The organism is Pseudomonas sp. UYIF39 (assembly GCF_029963765.1).
Taxonomy (GTDB): Bacteria; Pseudomonadota; Gammaproteobacteria; order Pseudomonadales; family Pseudomonadaceae; genus Aquipseudomonas.
Genome location: NZ_JALBYU010000003.1, coordinates 192575 through 211474, shown reverse-complemented (window position 1 = coordinate 211474; position 18900 = coordinate 192575). Strand labels below are relative to the sequence as shown.

Genomic DNA, 18900 nt, shown 5'->3' with positions numbered 1-18900 from the left:
CTAGGTTCGAATCAAGTGGCCGCTGGCCGCGAGTAACTTTCCATCCAGTAAAGCACCTTGCTCGCCGAGTGATACACGACCTTCGGCAAACCAGCGTACAGCCAGCGGGTAAATCAGGTGTTCCTGGGTATGAACTCGCTGCGCCAGACTCTGCGGCGAATCGTGCAACTCTACCGGTATTACTGCCTGTACGACCAGTGGTCCGCCATCGAGTTCCTCGGTGACGAAGTGCACGGAGCAGCCGTGCTCGGTGTCGCCGGCCTCCAGCGCGCGCTGATGCGTGTGTAACCCTTTGTATTTGGGTAGCAGCGAAGGATGGATATTGAGCAGGCGACCCTGGTAGTGGCGCACGAAGCCTGCGCTGAGAATGCGCATGAAGCCGGCCAGTACCACGAGTTTGGGGTTGAACGCGTCGATCAGTTCGATCAGCGCGGCATCGAAGGCTTCGCGGCCTTCGAACGCCTTGTGATCCAGGGTGCGGGTGTCGATACCCGCATCCCTGGCGCGTTGCAGGCCGTAGGCGTCGGCGCGGTTGGAAATCACCGCAGCAATGCGGGCCGGGCTGTCGCCGGTCCGCGTGCTGTCGATCAAGGCCTGCAAGTTACTGCCGGTGCCGGACAACAGCACCACCACATCACAGGTCTGGGACATCAATGAGCCTTGAGGTTCTTCAGTTCAACCTGAGCCGCGCCTTCGGCAGCGGTGGAAATCTGACCGATGACCCAAGGCTGCTCGCCGGCTTCGCGCAGGACGTTCAGGGCGGTTTCGACGTGCTCTTGAGCAACGCAGATGACCATGCCCACGCCGCAGTTCAGCACGCGGTGCATTTCGTTTTCGTCAACGTTGCCTTTCTCTTGCAGCCAGTCGAACACGGCAGGACGGGTCCAGCTCGCAACGTCAACCACGGCTTGTGCGCCTTTTGGCAGAACGCGCGGGATGTTGTCCAGCAGGCCACCGCCGGTGATGTGGGCCATGGCTTTGACGGCGCCGGTTTCCTTGATCAGCTTGAGCAGCGGCTTCACGTAGATACGGGTCGGGGCCATCAGCAGGTCGGTCAGCGGTTTGCCGTCGAGCTGGATGTTTTCGATGTCGGCACCGGACACTTCGATGATCTTGCGGATCAGCGAGTAGCCGTTGGAGTGCGGGCCGGAAGACGGCAGGGCGAGCAGGGCATCGCCAGCAGCGACTTTGGAACCGTCGATGATTTCGGATTTTTCCACGACGCCGACGCAGAAGCCGGCCAGGTCGTAGTCTTCGCCTTCGTACATGCCTGGCATTTCAGCGGTTTCGCCGCCAACCAGGGAGCAGCCGGACAATTCACAGCCAGCGCCGATGCCGGTCACGACCTGGGTCGCGGTTTCGACGTTGAGTTTGCCGGTGGCGTAGTAGTCGAGGAAGAACAGCGGCTCTGCGCCGCAAACCACCAGGTCGTTCACACACATGGCAACCAGGTCGATGCCGATGCTGTCGTGCTTGTTCAGGTTCAGTGCCAGGCGCAGCTTGGTGCCGACGCCGTCAGTGCCGGAAACCAGCACGGGCTGTTTGTAGCCGGCCGGGATTTCGCAGAGGGCGCCGAAACCGCCCAGGCCGCCCATGACTTCCGGGCGCGCAGTGCGCTTGGCGACGCTCTTGATGCGTTCGACCAATGCTTCACCGGCGTCGATGTCTACACCGGCGTCCTTGTAGCTCAGGGAGGGTTGCTTGCTCATGATCCAGGCCTTTAGGGGGGATTCAGGGGTAACGACCGAGTCCAGTGGGACCACCGAAACTGACGAAGGCGATTGCCATCTGCGAATTTCAGGGCGCCCGGCTGTTGCCGGTCTGCGAAGGCGCGCGATTTTATCAGGCTTGAGGGGCAGCGGCCATCCTCAGGCCGACGGCAGGGGCATATCAGCTTAAAAAAACCTTCATTGCCCGTGTTGGTCGCCTCCTTCATGGCTGTATAAAGTATCGCTATTAACCGTCTATCGTTATGACAGTGCAAAAACTTACCAGGGTCGGGTGAATGTTTTGCTTGGGGGCGTGGTCACAGCCTTGCTCAATCCGGTTCACGCGGCCTGTTCCAGCCGCTCTTGTCGTCAGGAATCCTCCATGCGTTTTTTTTCTAGATTTTTGTTTGCGGGCTGTATGTCATTGGTCAGCCTGGCGAGTCATGCCGAAACCATCAAAAATCTGTATCAGGTGCGTCAGCCTGTCAGTGGTCAAACCCCTGAAGTGCGCGAGCAAGCGACCCAGCAAGCGCTGGATACGTTGGTGTTGCGTCTGACCGGTGATCCCAAGGCTGCGCAAAGTCCGGGGTTGGCGGCACTGCGCAAGGACCCGCAGCAAATCATCAGTCAGTACGGCTTTGACGCTGGCCCGCCGGAAGTGCTGAAGGTTGATTTCGATCCGGCCACCACCGAGCAAGCGTTGCGCCGTGCCGGGCTGTCGTTGTGGGGGGCGAACCGGCCTTCGATCCTCGGCTGGTGGTTGAACGATTCCACCGAGGGTTCGAGCCTGGTCGGTGATGGCCAGGCCAGTGCTGCGCCGCTGCGCCGAGCAGCGCAACACCGTGGTTTGCCGCTGCGCCTGCCGCTGGCCGATCTGAGTGAGCAGATCGTCGCCACTGCGCCGAATCTGGAAGGAACGGACGCGGCACCACTGCGCGGGGCATCGGAGCGTTACAACGCTGACGCCTTGCTCGCGGTGCATGCCCGTGAAGAGGGCGGGCAGTGGCAGGCCAAGTGGCATTTGTGGCTGGGCGACAAGAAGGAGGCGGGCAGCGTAGAGGGGGCGGATCAGGCCGCCGTGGCCGATGCGGTGATGTTGGCGGTCAGTGAGCGGCTGGCACCGCGGTTTGTCGTCAAGCCGGGAGCATCGGGCGAACAATTGCTCGAAGTGCAGGGCATGAATCTGGAGCGCTACGCGACGCTTGGACGTTTGCTGGAGCCGTTTGGTGCGCGCCTGCAAAGTGTCGACGGCGACCGGATTCTTTATCGGGTCAATGGCAGCGCCGAACAGTTGAAGGCGCAATTGTCGCTGGCCAAGCTGCAGGAAGTCCCGGCCGGTGAGGCGTCAGCACCGACGGCGCCTGTTCAGCCTGTGGCTGACGGTTCGGCGCCTGCTGTAGCGCCCAGTCCGGCGCCGGTGCCGCAGTTGCGATTCCGTTGGTAAGGTTTTCTTTCTTTATATAGATGCATATGGAGTGGTACATGGCCGATACGCGGCGTTGGTTCTGGTTGGGTGGGGTGGTTCTGCTCTGCGTGTTTGTCTGGTTGTTGCATCCGATTCTGACCCCGTTCCTGGTCGCGTTGCTGCTGGCCTATCTGTTCGACCCGCTGGTGGATCGGCTGGAGAAGGCCGGTCTGTCTCGGACCTGGGGCGTGGTGACGGTGTTTGCGCTGTTCACCTTGATCTTCACGACCTTGCTGCTGGTGTTGGTGCCGATGCTCGCCAAGCAGCTGTTCCGCTTGTACCAATTGGCACCGCAGATGCTCGACTGGTTGCAGCACACCGCACTGCCGTGGGCGCAATCGAAATTCGGACTCTCGGATAATTTCTGGAAATTCGACAAGCTCAAGGCAGCAATCAGCGAGCACATGGGGCAGACCACTGACATTGTCGGCGTCGTGCTCAGTCAGGCGACGGCTTCCGGGCTGGCGCTGATCGGTTGGCTGGCGAATCTGGTGCTGATCCCGGTGGTGAGTTTCTATCTGCTGCGAGACTGGGACCTGATGATGGCCAAGATCCGCAGCCTGCTGCCCCGTGACCGCGAAGAGCGCGTTGTGATCCTGGCGGGTGAATGCCATGAAGTGCTCGGTGCGTTCGTGCGCGGTCAGTTGCTGGTAATGGTGGCGCTGGGTGTCATCTACGCGGCGGGCCTGATGCTGGTGGGGCTGGAGTTGGGACTGTTGATCGGTTTGATTGCCGGTCTGGCGGCGATCGTTCCCTACATGGGGTTTGTGATCGGAATTGGCGCGGCCTTGATCGCCGGGTTGTTCCAGTTTGGTGGCGATCTGTATCCCATGATCGGTATCGTCGCGGTGTTCATGGTGGGGCAGGCGCTGGAAGGTATGGTGCTGACGCCATTGCTGGTGGGGGACCGGATCGGTCTGCACCCGGTGGCGGTGATCTTCGCGATTCTGGCGGGGGGCGAGCTGTTCGGTTTCACCGGTGTGCTGCTGGCGCTGCCGGTGGCGGCGGTGATCATGGTGCTGCTGCGCCATGTACATGACTTGTATAAAGATTCGGATATGTACAGTGGGGTTGATGAGCCCGAGCTTTAGACGGCTCTGACCACCCGCCGCGGTCGGCCTGGTTTATTGCCAGGTTGACCCGAATCCCTCGCTCGGCTGTTACACGCACCGCCAAAGAAACTGTCATAAAACCAGGGTGTTAACGCAAACCTTTGATTTTGCTTGTGGTCTGTCGCATTGTGCGCCCCGCCTCACGGGTATAAACTTCGCAAACTTTACACAGAGGCCACTAACGGTTCCTTTGGAACTGTTCAGTCAGGATGAAACCGATTCAGCTGCCCCTAGGTGTGCGTCTGCGTGATGACGCTACCTTTATCAATTACTATCCAGGCGCCAATGCCGCTGCACTCGGCTATGTCGAGCGGCTATGCGAAGCCGACGCCGGCTGGACCGAAAGCCTGATTTATCTCTGGGGCAAGGACGGGGTAGGGCGTACGCATTTGTTGCAGGCGGCCTGCCTGCGCTTTGAGCAACTGGGGGAGCCGGCGGTGTATTTGCCGTTGGCCGAGCTGCTTGATCGCGGCATCGCCATCCTCGACAACCTAGAACAGTACGAACTGGTCTGCCTGGATGATTTGCAGGCGGTGGCCGGTCGGGCGGATTGGGAAGAGGCATTGTTCCATCTGTTCAACCGTCTGCGTGACAGCGGTCGACGCCTGCTGATCGCCGCGTCGACATCCCCGCGTGAACTGCCGGTGAAGCTGGCGGACCTCAAATCCCGTCTGACGTTGGCGCTGATCTTTCAGATGCGTCCGCTCTCCGACGAAGACAAATTGCGTGCCTTGCAACTGCGCGCATCTCGTCGCGGTCTGCACCTGACCGATGAAGTCGGGCATTTTATTTTGACCCGCGGTACGCGCAGCATGAGTGCACTTTTCGAGCTGCTTGAGCGCCTCGATCAGGCCTCCCTTCAGGCTCAGCGCAAGCTGACAATCCCTTTCCTGAAAGAAACGCTGGGCTGGTAAAGCCAAGGCCTGTAGCGGGATTTGGCATATTTCAGGCGCCAAGAAATCCGCTTTCCTAAGGGGTCGCAGGCTGCGCGAACGTCTAAACCGGGCTTAAGCGCTTAGATGTAAACGCGAAACCAAGAAGTCACATAAAGATCGATTGAATTTGCAAATGAGGTTGATAGTAGGCATAGTCTCGGCTTCTTTAGGACTATCAGCCACGGTCGTGCCCATGCTAAATCGCTTTGCACCCCTCGTGCCCCTCGCACTCGTCACCCTGTTGTTCGGTTGCGCTGCCCACTCTCCAGTGTCCCAGCAAGAGCAACAACGGCAGGTTAAAAATTCTGCTACCGCCCAATCTTCCGTTCTTTATCAGCAAGCTCTTGAGCAGGAAGAAGCGGCCACCGAAATAGAACTGGCAGACTTCGCCGGCGGCAAGTCGTACCAGCTTCCGGTTCTGGCCGACAGCATCCTCGAACGCGGCATGTCCCTGATCGGTACCCGTTACCGTTTCGGCGGCACCTCCGAAGCTGGCTTTGATTGCAGCGGCTTCATCGGTTACCTGTTTCGTGAAGAAGCCGGTCTGAACCTGCCACGCTCCACCCGCGAAATGATCAACGTCGACGCTCCGCTGGTTTCTCGCAGCAAACTGGAGCCGGGCGACTTGCTGTTTTTCGCCACCAATGGCCGTCGCGGCCGCGTCAGTCACGCCGGGATCTACCTGGGTGACAACCAGTTCATCCATTCCAGCAGCCGCCGTAGTGGTGGTGTCCGAATCGATAGCCTGGGCGACAGCTACTGGAGCAAAACCTTCATCGAAGCCAAGCGCGCACTTGCGATGGCACCGACTGCGGCCCCGACGATCGTCACGGCTCGCAAGTAAGCGGACTATTTGTAAGGTGAACTTAAAGTCTTACTTGAAGTTTGCCACGTAGCAGCTAGAATCCTGATCTATTATTGATGGCAAACCGCCTGCGTCCTGCGCAGGCGGTTTTCTTTTCTGCGCCCCCTGCAGAAAAAGCCGCAGCCAGATCAGGATGCTCTGCATATGTCGATGTCGGCCCGCCTCGCAATCATGTTCTTCGCAGCGCTGCTCAGCGCCTGCGCCAGCCGTACACCGCCACCTGCGCCGGTGGTTCGCGCGCCCATTGTTTTCGGTTCTTCCCAAGCATTCTCCCCTGAGGCAGAAGACGTATTGTTCCGTGCGCTCGGCCTGGTGGGCACGCCGTACCGTTGGGGTGGCAACACACCGGATTCGGGTTTCGATTGCAGCGGGCTGATCGGTTATGTCTACCGTGACGTCGCCGGCATTTCTCTGCCGCGTACCACGCGCGCGATGATCAGCATGCAGGCGGCCAGTGTGGGCAAGGAAGGTTTGCAAACCGGCGACCTGATCTTCTTCGCCACCAATGGCGGTTCTCAGGTCAGTCACGCCGGGATCTACGTCGGCGAAGGTCGCTTCGTCCATGCGCCAGCCACCGGCGGCACGGTGAAGCTCGACAGCTTGTCCAAAGCCTACTGGCAGAAAGCCTATCTGAGTGCCAAGCGCGTCTTGCAACCTGAGCACTTGGCAAACAACCCCTAAATTGCAGAGGTTGTCATGACCGCTCGCACACTCAATCTCGACGATTCCCTGTATCAATACCTGCTCGACGTTTCCCTGCGCGAAACGCCGCTGCTCAAGCGTCTGCGTGACGAAACCCAGGCGCTGCCCATGGCTCGCTGGCAGGTGGCGCCCGAGCAAGGTCAGTTCCTCGCGCTATTGGTGAAGCTCACCGGCGCCAAGCGTCTGCTGGAAGTGGGCACCTTTACCGGTTACAGCGCTTTGTGCATGGCGGCCGCATTGCCGGATGACGGTTCGCTGATCTGCTGTGACATTCCCGGCGACTACAACGCCACTGCACGGCGGTACTGGCAGGAAGCGGGGCTTGCCGAGCGGATCGATCTGCGTCTGGCGCCCGCGCTGGAAACCCTGGCTCAGCTGGATCAGCAAGAGTCATTCGACCTGATCTTCATCGATGCCGATAAAGCCAACTACCCGCGCTATCTGGAGCACGCATTGCGTCTGCTGCGCATTGGCGGTCTGGCGGTGTTTGATAACACGCTGTGGAGTGGCCGGGTGCTTGAGGACAATCCCGAGAACGAAGACACCCGAGCCATCCAGGCGCTCAATCGCGCCTTGAAAGATGACTCGCGTGTGGACCTGTCGTTGTTGCCGTTGGGCGATGGCCTCACGCTCTGTCGTAAACGCTGATCCCACAGGTATGTGTGTTGCCGTTATTTAGTAGCCGACACGCGCCACACCTTGTTGCCCACGTCATCGGCCACCAACAAATCACCCTGCTGATCAACCACCACACCTACCGGACGGCCCATGGCTTTTTCCTCGTCATTGAGGAATCCGGTGAGCACATCCACCGGCTGCCCGATCGGTTTCCCTGCGCTGAACGGTACGAAAATCACTTTGTAGCCACTGTGCGGTTTACGGTTCCACGAGCCATGCTGGCCGATGAATGCCCCTTCCTTGAACTGCGCCGGCAGTCTGTTGCCTTCAGCGAACGTCAGGCCCAACGAGGCGGTATGCGGGCCGACCGCGTAGTCCGGCGCAATGGCCTTGGCCACCAGGTCTGGGTTTTGCGGCTCGACGCGGATGTCGACGTGCTGACCGTAATAACTGTAAGGCCAGCCGTAGAACCCGCCGTCCTTCACTGAGGTGATGTAGTCCGGCACCAGGTCGCTGCCGATTTCGTCGCGCTCGTTGACCGCTGTCCACAATGCGCCGCTGCGAGGTTCCCAGGCTAGCCCGTTTGGATTGCGAATCCCCGAGGCGAAGATCCGATGGTTGCCGGTGGCGCGATCCACTTCCCAGATCGCCGCGCGACCTTCTTCCTTGTCCATGCCGTTTTCGGCCACGTTGCTGTTGGAGCCCACCGTGACGTACAGCTTGCTGCCGTCCTTGCTGGCGATGACGTTTTTGGTCCAGTGGTGATTCAGCGTGCCGCCCGGCAGGTCGATCACCTTCATAGGCTGCGACTTGATCGTCGTTTCGCCGTTTTCATAATGGAAGCGCAGCAAGCGATCCGTGTCGGCGACGTACAGGTCATTGCCGACCAGGGTCATGCCGAAGGGGGAGTTGAGGTTTTCCAGGAATACCGTGCGGGTTTCGGCGATGCCATCGTGGTCCTTGTCCCGCAGCAGCGTGATGCGATTCGGGCTCGGTACTTTGGCGCCGGCACGGCCCATGACTTTGCCCATGACCCAGCCACGAATACCTTTGCCGTCATCGGGTTTGGGTGGTGCGTTGGTTTCGGCCACCAGTACGTCGCCGTTAGGCAACACGTAAAGCCAGCGCGGGTGATCGAGACCTTCGGCAAACGCCGCCACCTGAGTCCCTGTCGCGGCGATAGGCTTCGCGCCGTTCGGCCAGCCAATCGCCGGGGCGATGTTGACTGTCGGGATCAGGGTCTTGTTCGGTTCTGGCAGCTTGGGTGACGGGCCGGTGCCGTCCGAGATTTGCAACCTGGAGGTTTCACCGCAGGCGGCAAGCCCTCCGGCGAGCACGATAACGAGAACGAGCGGGGGCTTGCGCATGCGGATCTTCCCTATGAATGCATTGACCTAATCAATAGAGAAGCGCAGGTACGCGATGGTTCAACCGGTCAGCCGCGGGCTTCCTTGAGCAGCACAGCAATGCCGGGGTGATAGTTGCCGGCTTCGTTGCGCAACTTGCGATAGGCATAGGGGAAGTACCAGGCCACGGCGCAGGTGTGTTCCTTTTGCAGGTCGTCGACCATGTCCTGGAGTTCTTCCGGGGTGGCGCTATGTTGGGCTTTTTGCGGGGCGACGAACAGGCAGCCGAGTTTCAGGTCGCTGGCGTAGCTAATGCGCTTGGCTTCGCTGGTGATGTCCTGCAAGGCTTGAGTCAGGTTCAGGCTGTTGACGCGTGGCCAGCGCTGGGTCGCCTGAAGATAAGCGCGTTCTTCGCTGGCCGCGATAAACAGATCGGCGCGGCCATTGCGTTCGCCTTCTTCGGTCTGCTTACGGGTCGGTGTTTGTTGCAGCGTGACCATTTCCGCCATCCAGGCTGCGGCGGAAAGCAGGCTCAGGTTGGCTTTTTCGTCGAACCAGTAAGGCGTGTCGTTATCGCCGCGCACGGCGTTGTAGCGGTCGATACAGTCAAACCAGCGTTCCAGCACCGGGCGCAGGAATTCCAGCTTCGGATTGCTGATGATCATGCCTTGCATGTGGCTCACCCTTGTTATTGTGTTGTGAGGTTGTGGCTCTTTGATATCACTGCTGGGAGTGTGGCACAAGATTGGCGTCAGATAATTGATCGACGGCAGTTATTCGCTCGCAGGCCGCCCGTCTTCAATTGACGCTCCATCCCCAACCCTCTAACCTTCGCGGCTTGTTTCAGGTGCTCTGTGACCTTGGTCGACAGAGTGAAACAGGGAAGCCGGTGAGTGATCTCTTCAATTCATGAAGGCTCACGATCCCGGCGCTGCCCCCGCAACGGTAAATGAGTGAAGACTGCGCCTTGAGCCACTGTGTTGATATCAACATGGGAAGGCGCGCAGTCAGGCAAAAAAATGCCGCTCATGAGCCCGGAGACCGGCCTGATCCATCCAGCGGCATCACGGTGGGCGATGCCAGGCTTCTTGCCGTCTATTCTTGTGCCTGCCCGCCGTTATCCAGCCTCAACGGAGAGCTCCCCCATGACTGATACCCCCGATCGTGACGAACGTCATCTGGCGCGCATGCTGCGCAAAAAAGCCGTGATCGATGAACGCATCGCCAACTCCCCGAATGAGTGTGGCCTGCTGCTGGTGCTGACCGGTAACGGCAAAGGCAAAAGCAGTTCGGCCTTCGGCATGCTCGCCCGGTCCATGGGCCACGGCATGCAGTGTGGCGTGGTGCAGTTCATCAAGGGCCGCAGCAGCACTGGCGAAGAACTGTTCTTCCGGCGCTTCCCGGAACAGGTGCGTTTTCATGTGATGGGCGAGGGCTTTACCTGGGAAACCCAGGATCGCCAACGTGACATCGCCGCCGCCGAAGCCGCGTGGGCGGTGTCGCGCGAATTGCTGCGTGATCCGTCGATCGGCCTGGTGGTGCTGGATGAATTGAACATTGCGCTCAAGCACGGTTATCTGGATCTCGATCAAGTGCTGAGCGATTTGCAGGCGCGTCCGCCGATGCAGCACGTAGTGGTTACCGGTCGCGGCGCCAAGCCGGAGATGATCGAACTGGCCGACACGGTCACCGAAATGGGCGTAATCAAGCACGCGTTCCAGGCCGGGATCAAAGCGCAAAAAGGCGTCGAATTGTGAGTCAGCCACGTCATTGCCCGGCGGTATTGATTGCCGCGCCGGCCTCCGGTCAGGGCAAGACCACCGTCACCGCCGCGCTGGCCCGTTTGCATCGCAATCAGGGGCGCAAGGTGCGCGTGTTCAAATGCGGCCCGGATTTTCTCGACCCGATGATTCTCGAGCGCGCCAGCGGTGCGCCGGTGTATCAACTGGACATGTGGATGGTCGGCGAGCAGGAAAGTCGTCGACTGTTGTGGGAAGCCGCCGGCGAAGCGGACTTGATCCTCATCGAAGGCGTCATGGGCCTGTTCGACGGTACCCCGTCCAGCGCTGATCTGGCGCGGCACTTCGGTGTGCCGGTGCTCGGTGTGATCGATGGCACTGCCATGGCCCAGACTTTTGGTGCACTGGCCCTGGGGCTGGCGCGTTATCAGCCGGACCTGCCGTTTGCCGGTGTGCTGGCCAACCGCGTCGGCACCCTGCGTCACGCGCAATTACTGGAAGGCAGCCTCACTGAAGGCTTGCGCTGGTACGGCGCCTTGTCCCGGGAAACCGGGATCGAATTGCCGAGTCGACACCTCGGGCTGGTCCAGGCCAGTGAGTTGAACGATCTCGACCTGCGCCTCGATGCAGCGGCCGACGCACTGGCCAGCAGTTGCGAGGTCGCGCTGCCACCGGCGGTGGAGTTCGCCGCTCCTGATGTGATCGCTGTCGAGCCTCTGTTGGCCGGCGTTCGAATTGCCGTGGCCCGTGACGAAGCGTTTGCCTTCACCTATGGCGCAAGCCTGGATTTGCTGCGGGCCATGGGCGCTGAGTTGCTGTTTTTCTCGCCGATCCGTGACACGCAATTGCCGCAGGCAGATAGCCTCTATCTGCCGGGCGGTTATCCCGAATTGCACCATGTGGCGCTGTCACAGAACACCACAATGCTGACTGCAATCCGCGTTCACCATGCGGCGGGCAAACCGTTGTTGGCGGAGTGCGGCGGCATGTTGTATTTGCTCGATTCGTTGACCGATGTCGAGGGCACTCGCGCTGAACTGGTCGGCTTGCTGGCCGGGGATGCGGTGATGCAAAAGCGCCTGGCCGCGCTGGCGTTGCAGGCGGTCGAATTGCCGGAAGGTTCATTGCGCGGGCACACCTATCATCACTCGCTGACCAGTACCGAGCTTGAACCCATCGCTCGTGGCCTGAGCCCTAACGGTGGGCGAGGCGCAGAGGCGGTTTATCGCGAAGGGCGGATGACCGCCTCATATGTGCACTTTTATTTCCCGTCCAATCCCACCGCTGTAGCCGCATTGTTTGCGCCTGACCGTAAGGACGCCATCGCGAGCAAGCTCGCTCCCACAATGGATCACACGAACCCTGTGGGAGCGCGCTTGCTCGCGAAGAGGCCATGACCGACAACGCATTTTCCGAGGCCGAACGCGAAGCGGTTTATCGCGCCATCGGCGAACGCCGCGACATGCGTCATTTCAGTGGCGGCACGGTCGAGCCCGAGTTACTGCGGCGCGTGCTCGAAGCCGCACATCAGGCGCCGAGTGTCGGCCTGATGCAGCCCTGGCGGTTCATCCGCATCAGCGATCGAGCCTTGCGCGGCAAGATCCAGTTACTGGTGGAAGAAGAACGCATCCGCACCGCCGAAGCCCTCGGCGAGCGCACCGACGAATTCATGAAGCTCAAAGTCGAAGGCATCAACGACTGCGCCGAGGTGCTTGTCGCCGCGCTGATGGATGATCGCGAGCGTCACATCTTCGGTCGTCGGACGATGCCGGAAATGGATATGGCCTCGCTGTCCTGCGCGATCCAGAACCTCTGGCTGGCCTCCCGCGCTGAGGGATTGGGCATGGGCTGGGTCTCGCTGTTCGAGCCACAAGCGCTGGCGGACCTGCTGGGTTTACCGGCCGGAGCCAAGCCGTTGGCCGTTCTTTGCCTAGGACCGGTCAAGGAATTCTATCCGGCGCCGATGCTGGTACTCGAAGGCTGGGCGCAGGCGCGTCCGCTCAGTGAGCTGCTGTATGAAAATTATTGGGGAGTGAGTCAATGAGTGTGGCGTTGTTGAGTGTCGCCGCGGTTGCGCTGGATGCGCTGCTGGGTGAACCCAAACGCTGGCATCCGCTGGTGGCGTTCGGTCGTTTTGCCGACCGCATCGAGCAACGTTTCAATGGTGAAGGTCGCGGCTGGCGCAGCCATGGCGTGACTGCCTGGGTCATCGCGGTGTTGCCGCTGACCCTGCTGGCCACGGCGTTTTCCTGGGCGCCCTATGTCGGCTGGATCGTCGAAATTCTCGTGCTCTATTGCGCCCTCGGCATGCGCAGCCTTGGTGAACACGTCGAGCCGGTGGCCAAGGCGCTGCGCAGCGATGATCTGGACGAGGCGCGCAAACGTGTCAGTTATCTGGTCAGCCGCCAGACCAGCGAACTGGATAAAACCGAAGTTGCCCGCGCCGCCACCGAATCCGTATTGGAGAACGGTAGCGACGCGGTATTCGCTGCGCTGTTCTGGTTTGCCGTGGCCGGCGCGCCTGGCGTGGTGCTCTATCGCTTGAGCAATACCCTCGATGCGATGTGGGGTTACCGCAATGAACGCTTCGAGCGTTTCGGCTGGGCCGCGGCAAAGATCGACGACGTCCTCAACTATATTCCTGCACGCCTGGTGGCGCTGACCTACGCGCTGCTGGGCAAAACCCGACTGGCGCTGAAATGCTGGCGCACCCAGGGCCCGACCTGGGACAGCCCGAATGCCGGTCCGGTGATGGCAGCCGGTGCCGGAGCGCTCGGTGTCGAGTTGGGCGGGGCGGCGATTTATCACGGCGAACTGCATCAGCGTCCGCCACTGGGCGAAGGCATGCCGGCGGACGCCGACTCCATCGACCGCGGCTGGCAATTGGTCCAGCGCGGGGTATGGTTATGGTTGCTGATCCTCTGCGTGGGGGCTGAATTTTATGCTTGAACACGGTGGTCGGTTACGCAAGGCAGCGCTCGAATACGGCATCGCCGAAGCCGATTGGCTCGACCTGTCCAGCGGCCTCGCGCCCTGGCCGTTTCAGGTCCCGGAGATTCCGTTGCGGGCCTGGGCGCGTTTGCCGGAAACCGATGACGGTCTGGAGCAGGCGGCCTGTGATTATTACGGCGCCGCTCAGGTGCTGCCGGTGGCCGGCTCGCAAATGGCGATCCAGTTGCTGCCGCGTTTGCGTCGGGCCGGCAAGGTCGGCGTGCTCTCGCCGTGTTACGCCGAACACGCCGAAGCGTGGCGCCGTAATGGTTACATCGTGCGTGAAGTGCTGGAGCAAGAAGTCGACTTCTATCTCGACAGCCTCGACGTGCTGGTGGTGGTCAACCCGAACAATCCTACCGGCCTGAGCCTGACACCCAGTCGTCTGCTCGACTGGCACTCGCGGCTGGCCCAGCGTGGTGGCTGGCTGGTGGTGGACGAGGCGTTCATGGACAACACACCGCAGCTGAGCCTGGCACCTTTTGCCAATCAGGTCGGGTTGGTTGTGCTGCGTTCCTTCGGAAAATTTTTCGGCCTGGCCGGTGTGCGCCTGGGTTTCGTGCTGGCCGAGCGCAAGTTGCTCAAGTTGCTGGCCGAGCAAGTGGGACCGTGGGCGGTCAGCGGGCCGACGCGGGTGCTGGGGCAGGCCTGCCTGCTGGATACCGAAGGGCATGCCCGGCAGCGGGTTCGCACTGATGAAGCCAGTGAACGTCTGGCGCTGCTGCTTGAACACCACGGTTTCAAACCCCTGGGTGGCTGCGCCTTGTTTCAATGGCTGATCACCGACCGCGCCGAAGACTTGCATGAGTTCATGGCCCGGCGCGGCATTCTGCTGCGGTTGTTCACGCACAACAGCAGCCTGCGTTTCGGCTTGCCCGCCGATGAAGCCGACTGGACACGTCTCGCGCAAGCATTCGAAGCCTACACCAAGGAAACCCAATGACTACGTTGATGGTGCAGGGCACCACTTCCGACGCCGGTAAAAGCACGCTGGTGACGGCGTTGTGCCGCTGGGTCACGCGTCAGGGCGTTAGCGTCGTACCGTTCAAACCACAGAACATGGCGCTCAACAGTGCCGTGACCGCCGACGGTGGTGAGATCGGTCGTGCGCAAGCGGTGCAAGCCCAAGCCGCCAAGCTTGAGCCGCACACCGACATGAACCCGGTGCTGCTCAAGCCCAACAGCGATACCGGCGCCCAAGTGATCATCCATGGCCGCGCGGTCACGACGATGAACGCGGTCGCGTATCACGACTACAAAGCCATCGCCATGCAAGCAGTGCTGGCCTCTCATGAACGGCTGAGCGCGGCTTATCCAGTGGTCATGGTCGAAGGCGCGGGCTCGCCGGCCGAGATCAATCTGCGTGCCGGTGACATCGCCAACATGGGCTTTGCCGAGGCGGTGGATTGTCCGGTGCTGCTGATCGCCGACATCAATCGCGGCGGGGTTTTCGCGCATCTGGTGGGCACGCTGGAACTGCTGTCGCCCAGCGAGCAGGCGCGGGTCAAAGGCTTCATCATCAACCGGTTTCGCGGCGATATCGCTTTGCTGCAACCGGGTCTTGACTGGCTGGAAGCGCACACCGGCAAACCGGTGATCGGCGTTCTGCCTTACGTGATGGACCTGCACCTGGAAGCCGAGGACGGCATCGACCAGCGTCAGACCGACAAGGCTGACCAGGTGCTGAAAGTGCTGGTGCCGGTGCTGCCGCGCATCAGCAACCACACCGATTTCGATCCACTGCGTCTGCATCCGCAGGTGGATCTGCAATTTGTCGGCCCCGGTCAGGCGATTCCGCCGGCTGACCTGATGATTCTCCCAGGTTCGAAAAGCGTGCGCAGTGACCTCGCGTATCTGCGGGCCAATGGCTGGGACACCGCGATCAGTCGTCATCTGCGTTATGGCGGCAAAGTGCTGGGCATTTGCGGCGGTCTGCAAATGCTCGGCGAGCAGGTACACGACCCGCTGGGCCTCGAAGGCGCACCGGGTTCCAGCGCCGGTCTGGGCTTGCTGGCGTTCGAAACCCAGCTCGAAGAAGAGAAGCAATTGCGCAATGTGCGTGGGCGTCTGGCGCTCGAAGACGCGCCGGTCAGCGGCTACGAAATTCATGCCGGCGTCACCACCGGGCCGGCGCTGGAAAACGCCGCAGTGCAACTGGACGACGGTCGCTGCGACGGTGCGCAAAGTGTGGACGGGCAGATATTCGGCACCTATCTGCATGGGCTGTTTGAATCGCCCGCGGCGTGCAGTGCGCTGTTGCGCTGGGCAGGTTTGCAGGCGGTGCAGGAAGTGGATTATCACGCGTTGCGTGAGCGCGATATCGAGCGGCTGGCGGATCTGGTGGAGAAGCATCTGGATACCGAGTTGTTGCGGGAACTCTGTGGGTTTTAGGGTGATTGTGCTGGCCTCTTCGCGACCAAGTCGAATCGTCGCACCGCCGCTCCCACATTGGAATGCGGTCAACTGTGGGAGCGAGCTTGCTCGCGATGAGGCCCGCCACCACACCGCATATTTTAAGGAATGAACCATGCTGCAACTGATCCTCGGCGGCGCCCGCTCCGGCAAAAGCCGCCTGGCCGAAAAACTCGCCTCCGACAGCGGTCTGGCGGTGACTTACATCGCCACCAGCCAACCCCTCGATGGTGAAATGAACGAGCGGGTGGCCCATCACCGCGCCCGTCGTCCGGCCGAATGGGCGTTGATTGAAGAACCGGTGGAACTCGCCCGCATCCTGCGCGAAACCGCCAGCGCCGAACGTTGCCTGCTGGTGGATTGCCTGACGTTATGGATGACCAATTTGCTGATGCTCGACAACGTCAAGCGCCTGTCGGCCGAACGTGATGCATTGCTGGACTGCCTGGCGTCGTTGCCGGGTGAAATCATTTTTGTCAGCAACGAGACCGGAATGGGTGTCGTGCCGCTGGGCGAATTGACTCGCCGCTATGTCGATGAAGCCGGTTGGCTGCATCAAGCGTTGGCCGAGCGCTGTGAGCGCGTTGTCCTGACCGTCGCCGGCCTGCCCCTGACTTTGAAAGGAACTGCGTTATGACTCAATCCTGGTGGTTGAACCCCTGCAAGTCGATCGATGCTAAAGCGGTCGAGCAGGCCGAGGCCCGGCAACAACAGCTGACCAAACCGGCCGGCTCCCTCGGTCGGCTTGAGTGGGTGGCCGTCCAATTGGCCGGGTTACAAGGGCAGGTCAAGCCGAGACTGGATCAGCTGTGGATCGCGATTTTTGCCGGTGATCACGGCGTGGTCGCTGAAGGGGTGTCGGCATTTCCCCAGGAAGTCACCGGGCAGATGCTGCACAACTTCGTCAGCGGTGGGGCGGCGATCAGCGTGTTGGCGCGGCAGCTTGGGGCATCCCTTGAAGTCGTCGACCTGGGCACGGTGACGCCGTCGTTGAATTTGCCGGGCGTGCGTCACTTGAACATCGGCCCGGGCACGGCGAATTTCGTCGAAGGTTCGGCGATGACGCCGGCTCAAGGTGAACTCGCTTTGCAGGCCGGCCGCGACAGCGTGCAGCGCGCCATCGCGGCGGGTGCGCAGTTGTTTATCGGTGGCGAGATGGGCATCGGCAATACCACCGCAGCCAGCGCGTTGGCCTGTGCCTTGCTCGATTGCCCGGTGGTGCATCTGGCCGGGCCGGGCACGGGTTTGAACGCAGCGGGTGTCAGTCATAAAGCTCAGGTTATCGAGCGCGCTTTGGCATTGCACAGCGCTCAGCGTGGCGATGCACTGCAAACCCTGTTCAACCTCGGCGGTTTTGAGATCGCGGCACTGGTCGGCGCGTATCTGGCGTGTGCCCAGGGAGGCATCGCGGTGCTGGTGGACGGTTTTATTTGTAGCGTCGCGGCGTTGGTGGCGGTGCGCTTGAACCCTGAATGCCGTCAGTGGCTGTTGTTCGGTCATCGCGGCGCCGAGCCGGGTCATCGTCATGTGCTGGAAACCCTGAACGCCGAACCGCTGCTGGACCTCGGCTTGCGTCTGGGCGAGGGCAGTGGCGCGGCATTGGCCGTGCCGTTGCTGCGTCTGGCGTGCGACCTTCACGGGCAGATGGCGACGTTCGCCGAGGCCGCCGTGGCGGACCGTCCGGCATGACCTTGCGCCTGGACCTGTTGCGCCACGGTGAAACCGAACTCGGCGGCGGTTTGCGCGGCAGCCTCGACGATGCGCTGACTGAAAAGGGCTGGGCACAGATGCGCGCGGCGGTGGTCGAGTGTGGGCCTTGGGATCGTTTGGTCAGCTCGCCGTTGCAGCGGTGTGCGCGGTTCGCCGAAGAACTCGGCGCACAACTGGGTTTGCCAGTGCAGTTGGATAAAGACCTGCAAGAGCTACACTTCGGCGCCTGGGAAGGGCAGAGCGCTGCGGCGCTGATGGAAACTGATGCCGAGGCGTTGGGATTGTTCTGGGCCGACCCTTATTCGTTTACGCCGCCTCAGGGTGAGCCGGTGGCGGATTTTGCGACGCGGGTGTTGGCAGCTGTTGAGCGCTTACAGGCTACCTACGCAGGCGAGCGGGTATTGCTGATCAGTCACGGCGGGGTCATGCGTTTGTTGCTGGCTCAGGCGCGGGGATTGCCTCGTGAGCAGTTGCTCAACGTCGAAGTCGGCCATGGCGCGTTGTTTTCGCTGACGGTCGAATCCGGCGTGTTGTTAAAGGAAGCGATCTGACCATGTTGCCGTTCTGGATCGCCCTGCAATTTTTGAGCAGTCTGCCGATTCGTCTGCCGGGCATGCCGGAACCACAGGAATTGGGGCGGTCGTTGCTGTTTTATCCGCTGGTCGGCCTGCTGTTCGGCGGGGTTTTGTTGGCGTTCAACTGGCTGCTGCTCGGCACCCCGTTGTTGCTTCACGCCGCGCTGTTGCTGACGGTGTGGGTATTGCTCAGCGGCGCTTTGCACCTGGACGGCCTGGCCGATAGCGCCGATGCGTGGCTCGGTGGGTTCGGCGATCGAGAGCGCACGTTGACGATCATGAAGGACCCGCGCAGCGGGCCGATGGCGGTCGTGACGCTGGTGTTGGTGTTGCTGCTCAAATTCGCCGCGTTGCTGGCATTGATCGAGCAACAACACGCCGTTGTCCTGATCATTGTTCCGCTGATCGGGCGAAGCGCGATGCTGGGCTTGTTCCTGACGACGCCTTATGTGCGTGCCGGTGGCTTGGGGCAGGCGCTGGCCGATCATCTGCCACGTCTGGCGGGCAAGCAGGTGTTGGCGGTCAGTGCGTTGGCGTGTGTTTTGATTGCCGGCCTCAGCGGCGTGTTGGCAGTGGTGCTGGCGGCGCTGGTGTTTGCCTGGCTGCGGCACGTGATGCTGCGCCGATTGGGCGGCACGACGGGCGATACAGCGGGGGCGTTGCTGGAAATCCTTGAAGTCGCGGTGCTGGTGGGATTGGCGATCTGCTGAACTTCCCACAT

The 18900-nt window shown here is 61.1% G+C and carries 20 protein-coding genes and 1 riboswitch; of the genes, 16 read left to right on the top strand and 4 right to left on the bottom strand.

What is annotated here, in order from left to right:
* Together purN and purM are read right to left on the bottom strand one after the other, a co-directional pair.
* The gene (purN, locus tag MO767_RS05815; protein WP_129445131.1) at positions 1-651 is read right to left on the bottom strand and encodes a phosphoribosylglycinamide formyltransferase; all 651 of its coding nucleotides are present in this window, start codon (positions 649-651) and stop codon (positions 1-3) included.
* Positions 651-1709: a phosphoribosylformylglycinamidine cyclo-ligase gene (gene purM, locus MO767_RS05810; RefSeq protein ID WP_008148639.1), complete on the bottom strand. Its 1059-nt coding sequence runs from the start codon at positions 1707-1709 to the stop codon at positions 651-653. Before purM ends, purN begins: the two co-directional genes overlap by 1 nt.
* 382 nt (positions 1710-2091) lie before the next feature.
* Here purM and MO767_RS05805 point away from each other — a divergent pair, with 382 nt between their 5' ends.
* From MO767_RS05805 to MO767_RS05780, 6 genes are all read left to right on the top strand, one after another.
* Complete coding sequence (locus MO767_RS05805) at positions 2092-3153, top strand: DUF2066 domain-containing protein (protein WP_282479755.1); 1062 nt, start codon at positions 2092-2094, stop codon at positions 3151-3153.
* Positions 3154-3191: 38 nt separating this feature from the next.
* The gene (locus MO767_RS05800; protein WP_282479754.1) at positions 3192-4265 is read left to right on the top strand and encodes an AI-2E family transporter; all 1074 of its coding nucleotides are present in this window, start codon (positions 3192-3194) and stop codon (positions 4263-4265) included.
* A gap of 230 nt (positions 4266-4495) precedes the next feature.
* Positions 4496-5200 carry a DnaA regulatory inactivator Hda gene (gene hda / locus MO767_RS05795; RefSeq protein ID WP_008148645.1) on the top strand — a complete coding sequence of 235 codons (705 nt, stop codon included), beginning with the start codon at positions 4496-4498 and terminating at the stop codon, positions 5198-5200.
* Positions 5201-5414: 214 nt separating this feature from the next.
* The gene (locus MO767_RS05790) at positions 5415-6065 is read left to right on the top strand and encodes an NlpC/P60 family protein (RefSeq protein WP_282479753.1); all 651 of its coding nucleotides are present in this window, start codon (positions 5415-5417) and stop codon (positions 6063-6065) included.
* Between the two features lie 165 nt (positions 6066-6230).
* Entirely contained in the window at positions 6231-6767 is a 537-nt protein-coding gene (locus tag MO767_RS05785; RefSeq protein WP_282479752.1) for a C40 family peptidase, read from the top strand.
* Positions 6768-6782: 15 nt separating this feature from the next.
* Positions 6783-7436, top strand: coding sequence for a class I SAM-dependent methyltransferase (locus MO767_RS05780; protein ID WP_282479751.1), 654 nt, complete (start codon positions 6783-6785; stop codon positions 7434-7436).
* A gap of 23 nt (positions 7437-7459) precedes the next feature.
* Here MO767_RS05780 and MO767_RS05775 read toward each other — a convergent pair whose 3' ends face one another.
* Complete coding sequence (locus MO767_RS05775; protein WP_282479750.1) at positions 7460-8773, bottom strand: sorbosone dehydrogenase family protein; 1314 nt, start codon at positions 8771-8773, stop codon at positions 7460-7462.
* A 68-nt stretch (positions 8774-8841) separates the two neighbouring features.
* Positions 8842-9426 carry a hypothetical protein gene (locus MO767_RS05770; protein WP_282479749.1) on the bottom strand — a complete coding sequence of 195 codons (585 nt, stop codon included), beginning with the start codon at positions 9424-9426 and terminating at the stop codon, positions 8842-8844.
* 154 nt (positions 9427-9580) lie between these two features.
* Positions 9581-9817: riboswitch (cobalamin riboswitch) on the top strand.
* Between the two features lie 80 nt (positions 9818-9897).
* Between MO767_RS05770 and cobO the strand changes: the two genes are divergently transcribed.
* The 10 genes from cobO to MO767_RS05720 all read left to right on the top strand — a co-directional run bounded on the left by cobO (position 9898) and on the right by MO767_RS05720 (position 18889).
* Positions 9898-10509: a cob(I)yrinic acid a,c-diamide adenosyltransferase gene (cobO, locus tag MO767_RS05765; RefSeq protein WP_046048017.1), complete on the top strand. Its 612-nt coding sequence runs from the start codon at positions 9898-9900 to the stop codon at positions 10507-10509.
* Positions 10506-11888, top strand: coding sequence for a cobyrinate a,c-diamide synthase (locus MO767_RS05760; RefSeq protein ID WP_282479748.1), 1383 nt, complete (start codon positions 10506-10508; stop codon positions 11886-11888). Before cobO ends, MO767_RS05760 begins: the two co-directional genes overlap by 4 nt.
* Positions 11885-12535, top strand: a complete 651-nt coding sequence (gene bluB, locus MO767_RS05755) for a 5,6-dimethylbenzimidazole synthase (RefSeq protein WP_282479747.1) — start codon at positions 11885-11887, stop codon at positions 12533-12535. The genes MO767_RS05760 and bluB overlap by 4 nt, the downstream gene beginning before the upstream one ends.
* Positions 12532-13440 carry an adenosylcobinamide-phosphate synthase CbiB gene (cbiB, locus tag MO767_RS05750; RefSeq protein ID WP_282479746.1) on the top strand — a complete coding sequence of 303 codons (909 nt, stop codon included), beginning with the start codon at positions 12532-12534 and terminating at the stop codon, positions 13438-13440. Before bluB ends, cbiB begins: the two co-directional genes overlap by 4 nt.
* Positions 13433-14425, top strand: a complete 993-nt coding sequence (gene cobD, locus MO767_RS05745; RefSeq protein WP_282479745.1) for a threonine-phosphate decarboxylase CobD — start codon at positions 13433-13435, stop codon at positions 14423-14425. The genes cbiB and cobD overlap by 8 nt, the downstream gene beginning before the upstream one ends.
* A complete protein-coding gene (locus tag MO767_RS05740) occupies positions 14422-15873 on the top strand; it encodes a cobyric acid synthase (RefSeq protein ID WP_282479744.1) in 1452 nt (483 codons plus the stop codon). The genes cobD and MO767_RS05740 overlap by 4 nt, the downstream gene beginning before the upstream one ends.
* A 136-nt stretch (positions 15874-16009) precedes the next feature.
* Positions 16010-16531: a bifunctional adenosylcobinamide kinase/adenosylcobinamide-phosphate guanylyltransferase gene (cobU, locus tag MO767_RS05735; protein WP_282479743.1), complete on the top strand. Its 522-nt coding sequence runs from the start codon at positions 16010-16012 to the stop codon at positions 16529-16531.
* Positions 16528-17583, top strand: coding sequence for a nicotinate-nucleotide--dimethylbenzimidazole phosphoribosyltransferase (gene cobT, locus MO767_RS05730; protein ID WP_282479742.1), 1056 nt, complete (start codon positions 16528-16530; stop codon positions 17581-17583). The genes cobU and cobT overlap by 4 nt, the downstream gene beginning before the upstream one ends.
* Positions 17580-18155 (top strand): alpha-ribazole phosphatase family protein, encoded by a 576-nt coding sequence (cobC, locus tag MO767_RS05725; RefSeq protein WP_129442348.1) that lies wholly within the window; start codon positions 17580-17582, stop codon positions 18153-18155. Before cobT ends, cobC begins: the two co-directional genes overlap by 4 nt.
* Positions 18156-18157: 2 nt before the next feature.
* Positions 18158-18889, top strand: coding sequence for an adenosylcobinamide-GDP ribazoletransferase (locus MO767_RS05720; RefSeq protein ID WP_282479741.1), 732 nt, complete (start codon positions 18158-18160; stop codon positions 18887-18889).
* Positions 18890-18900 lie beyond the last annotated feature (11 nt).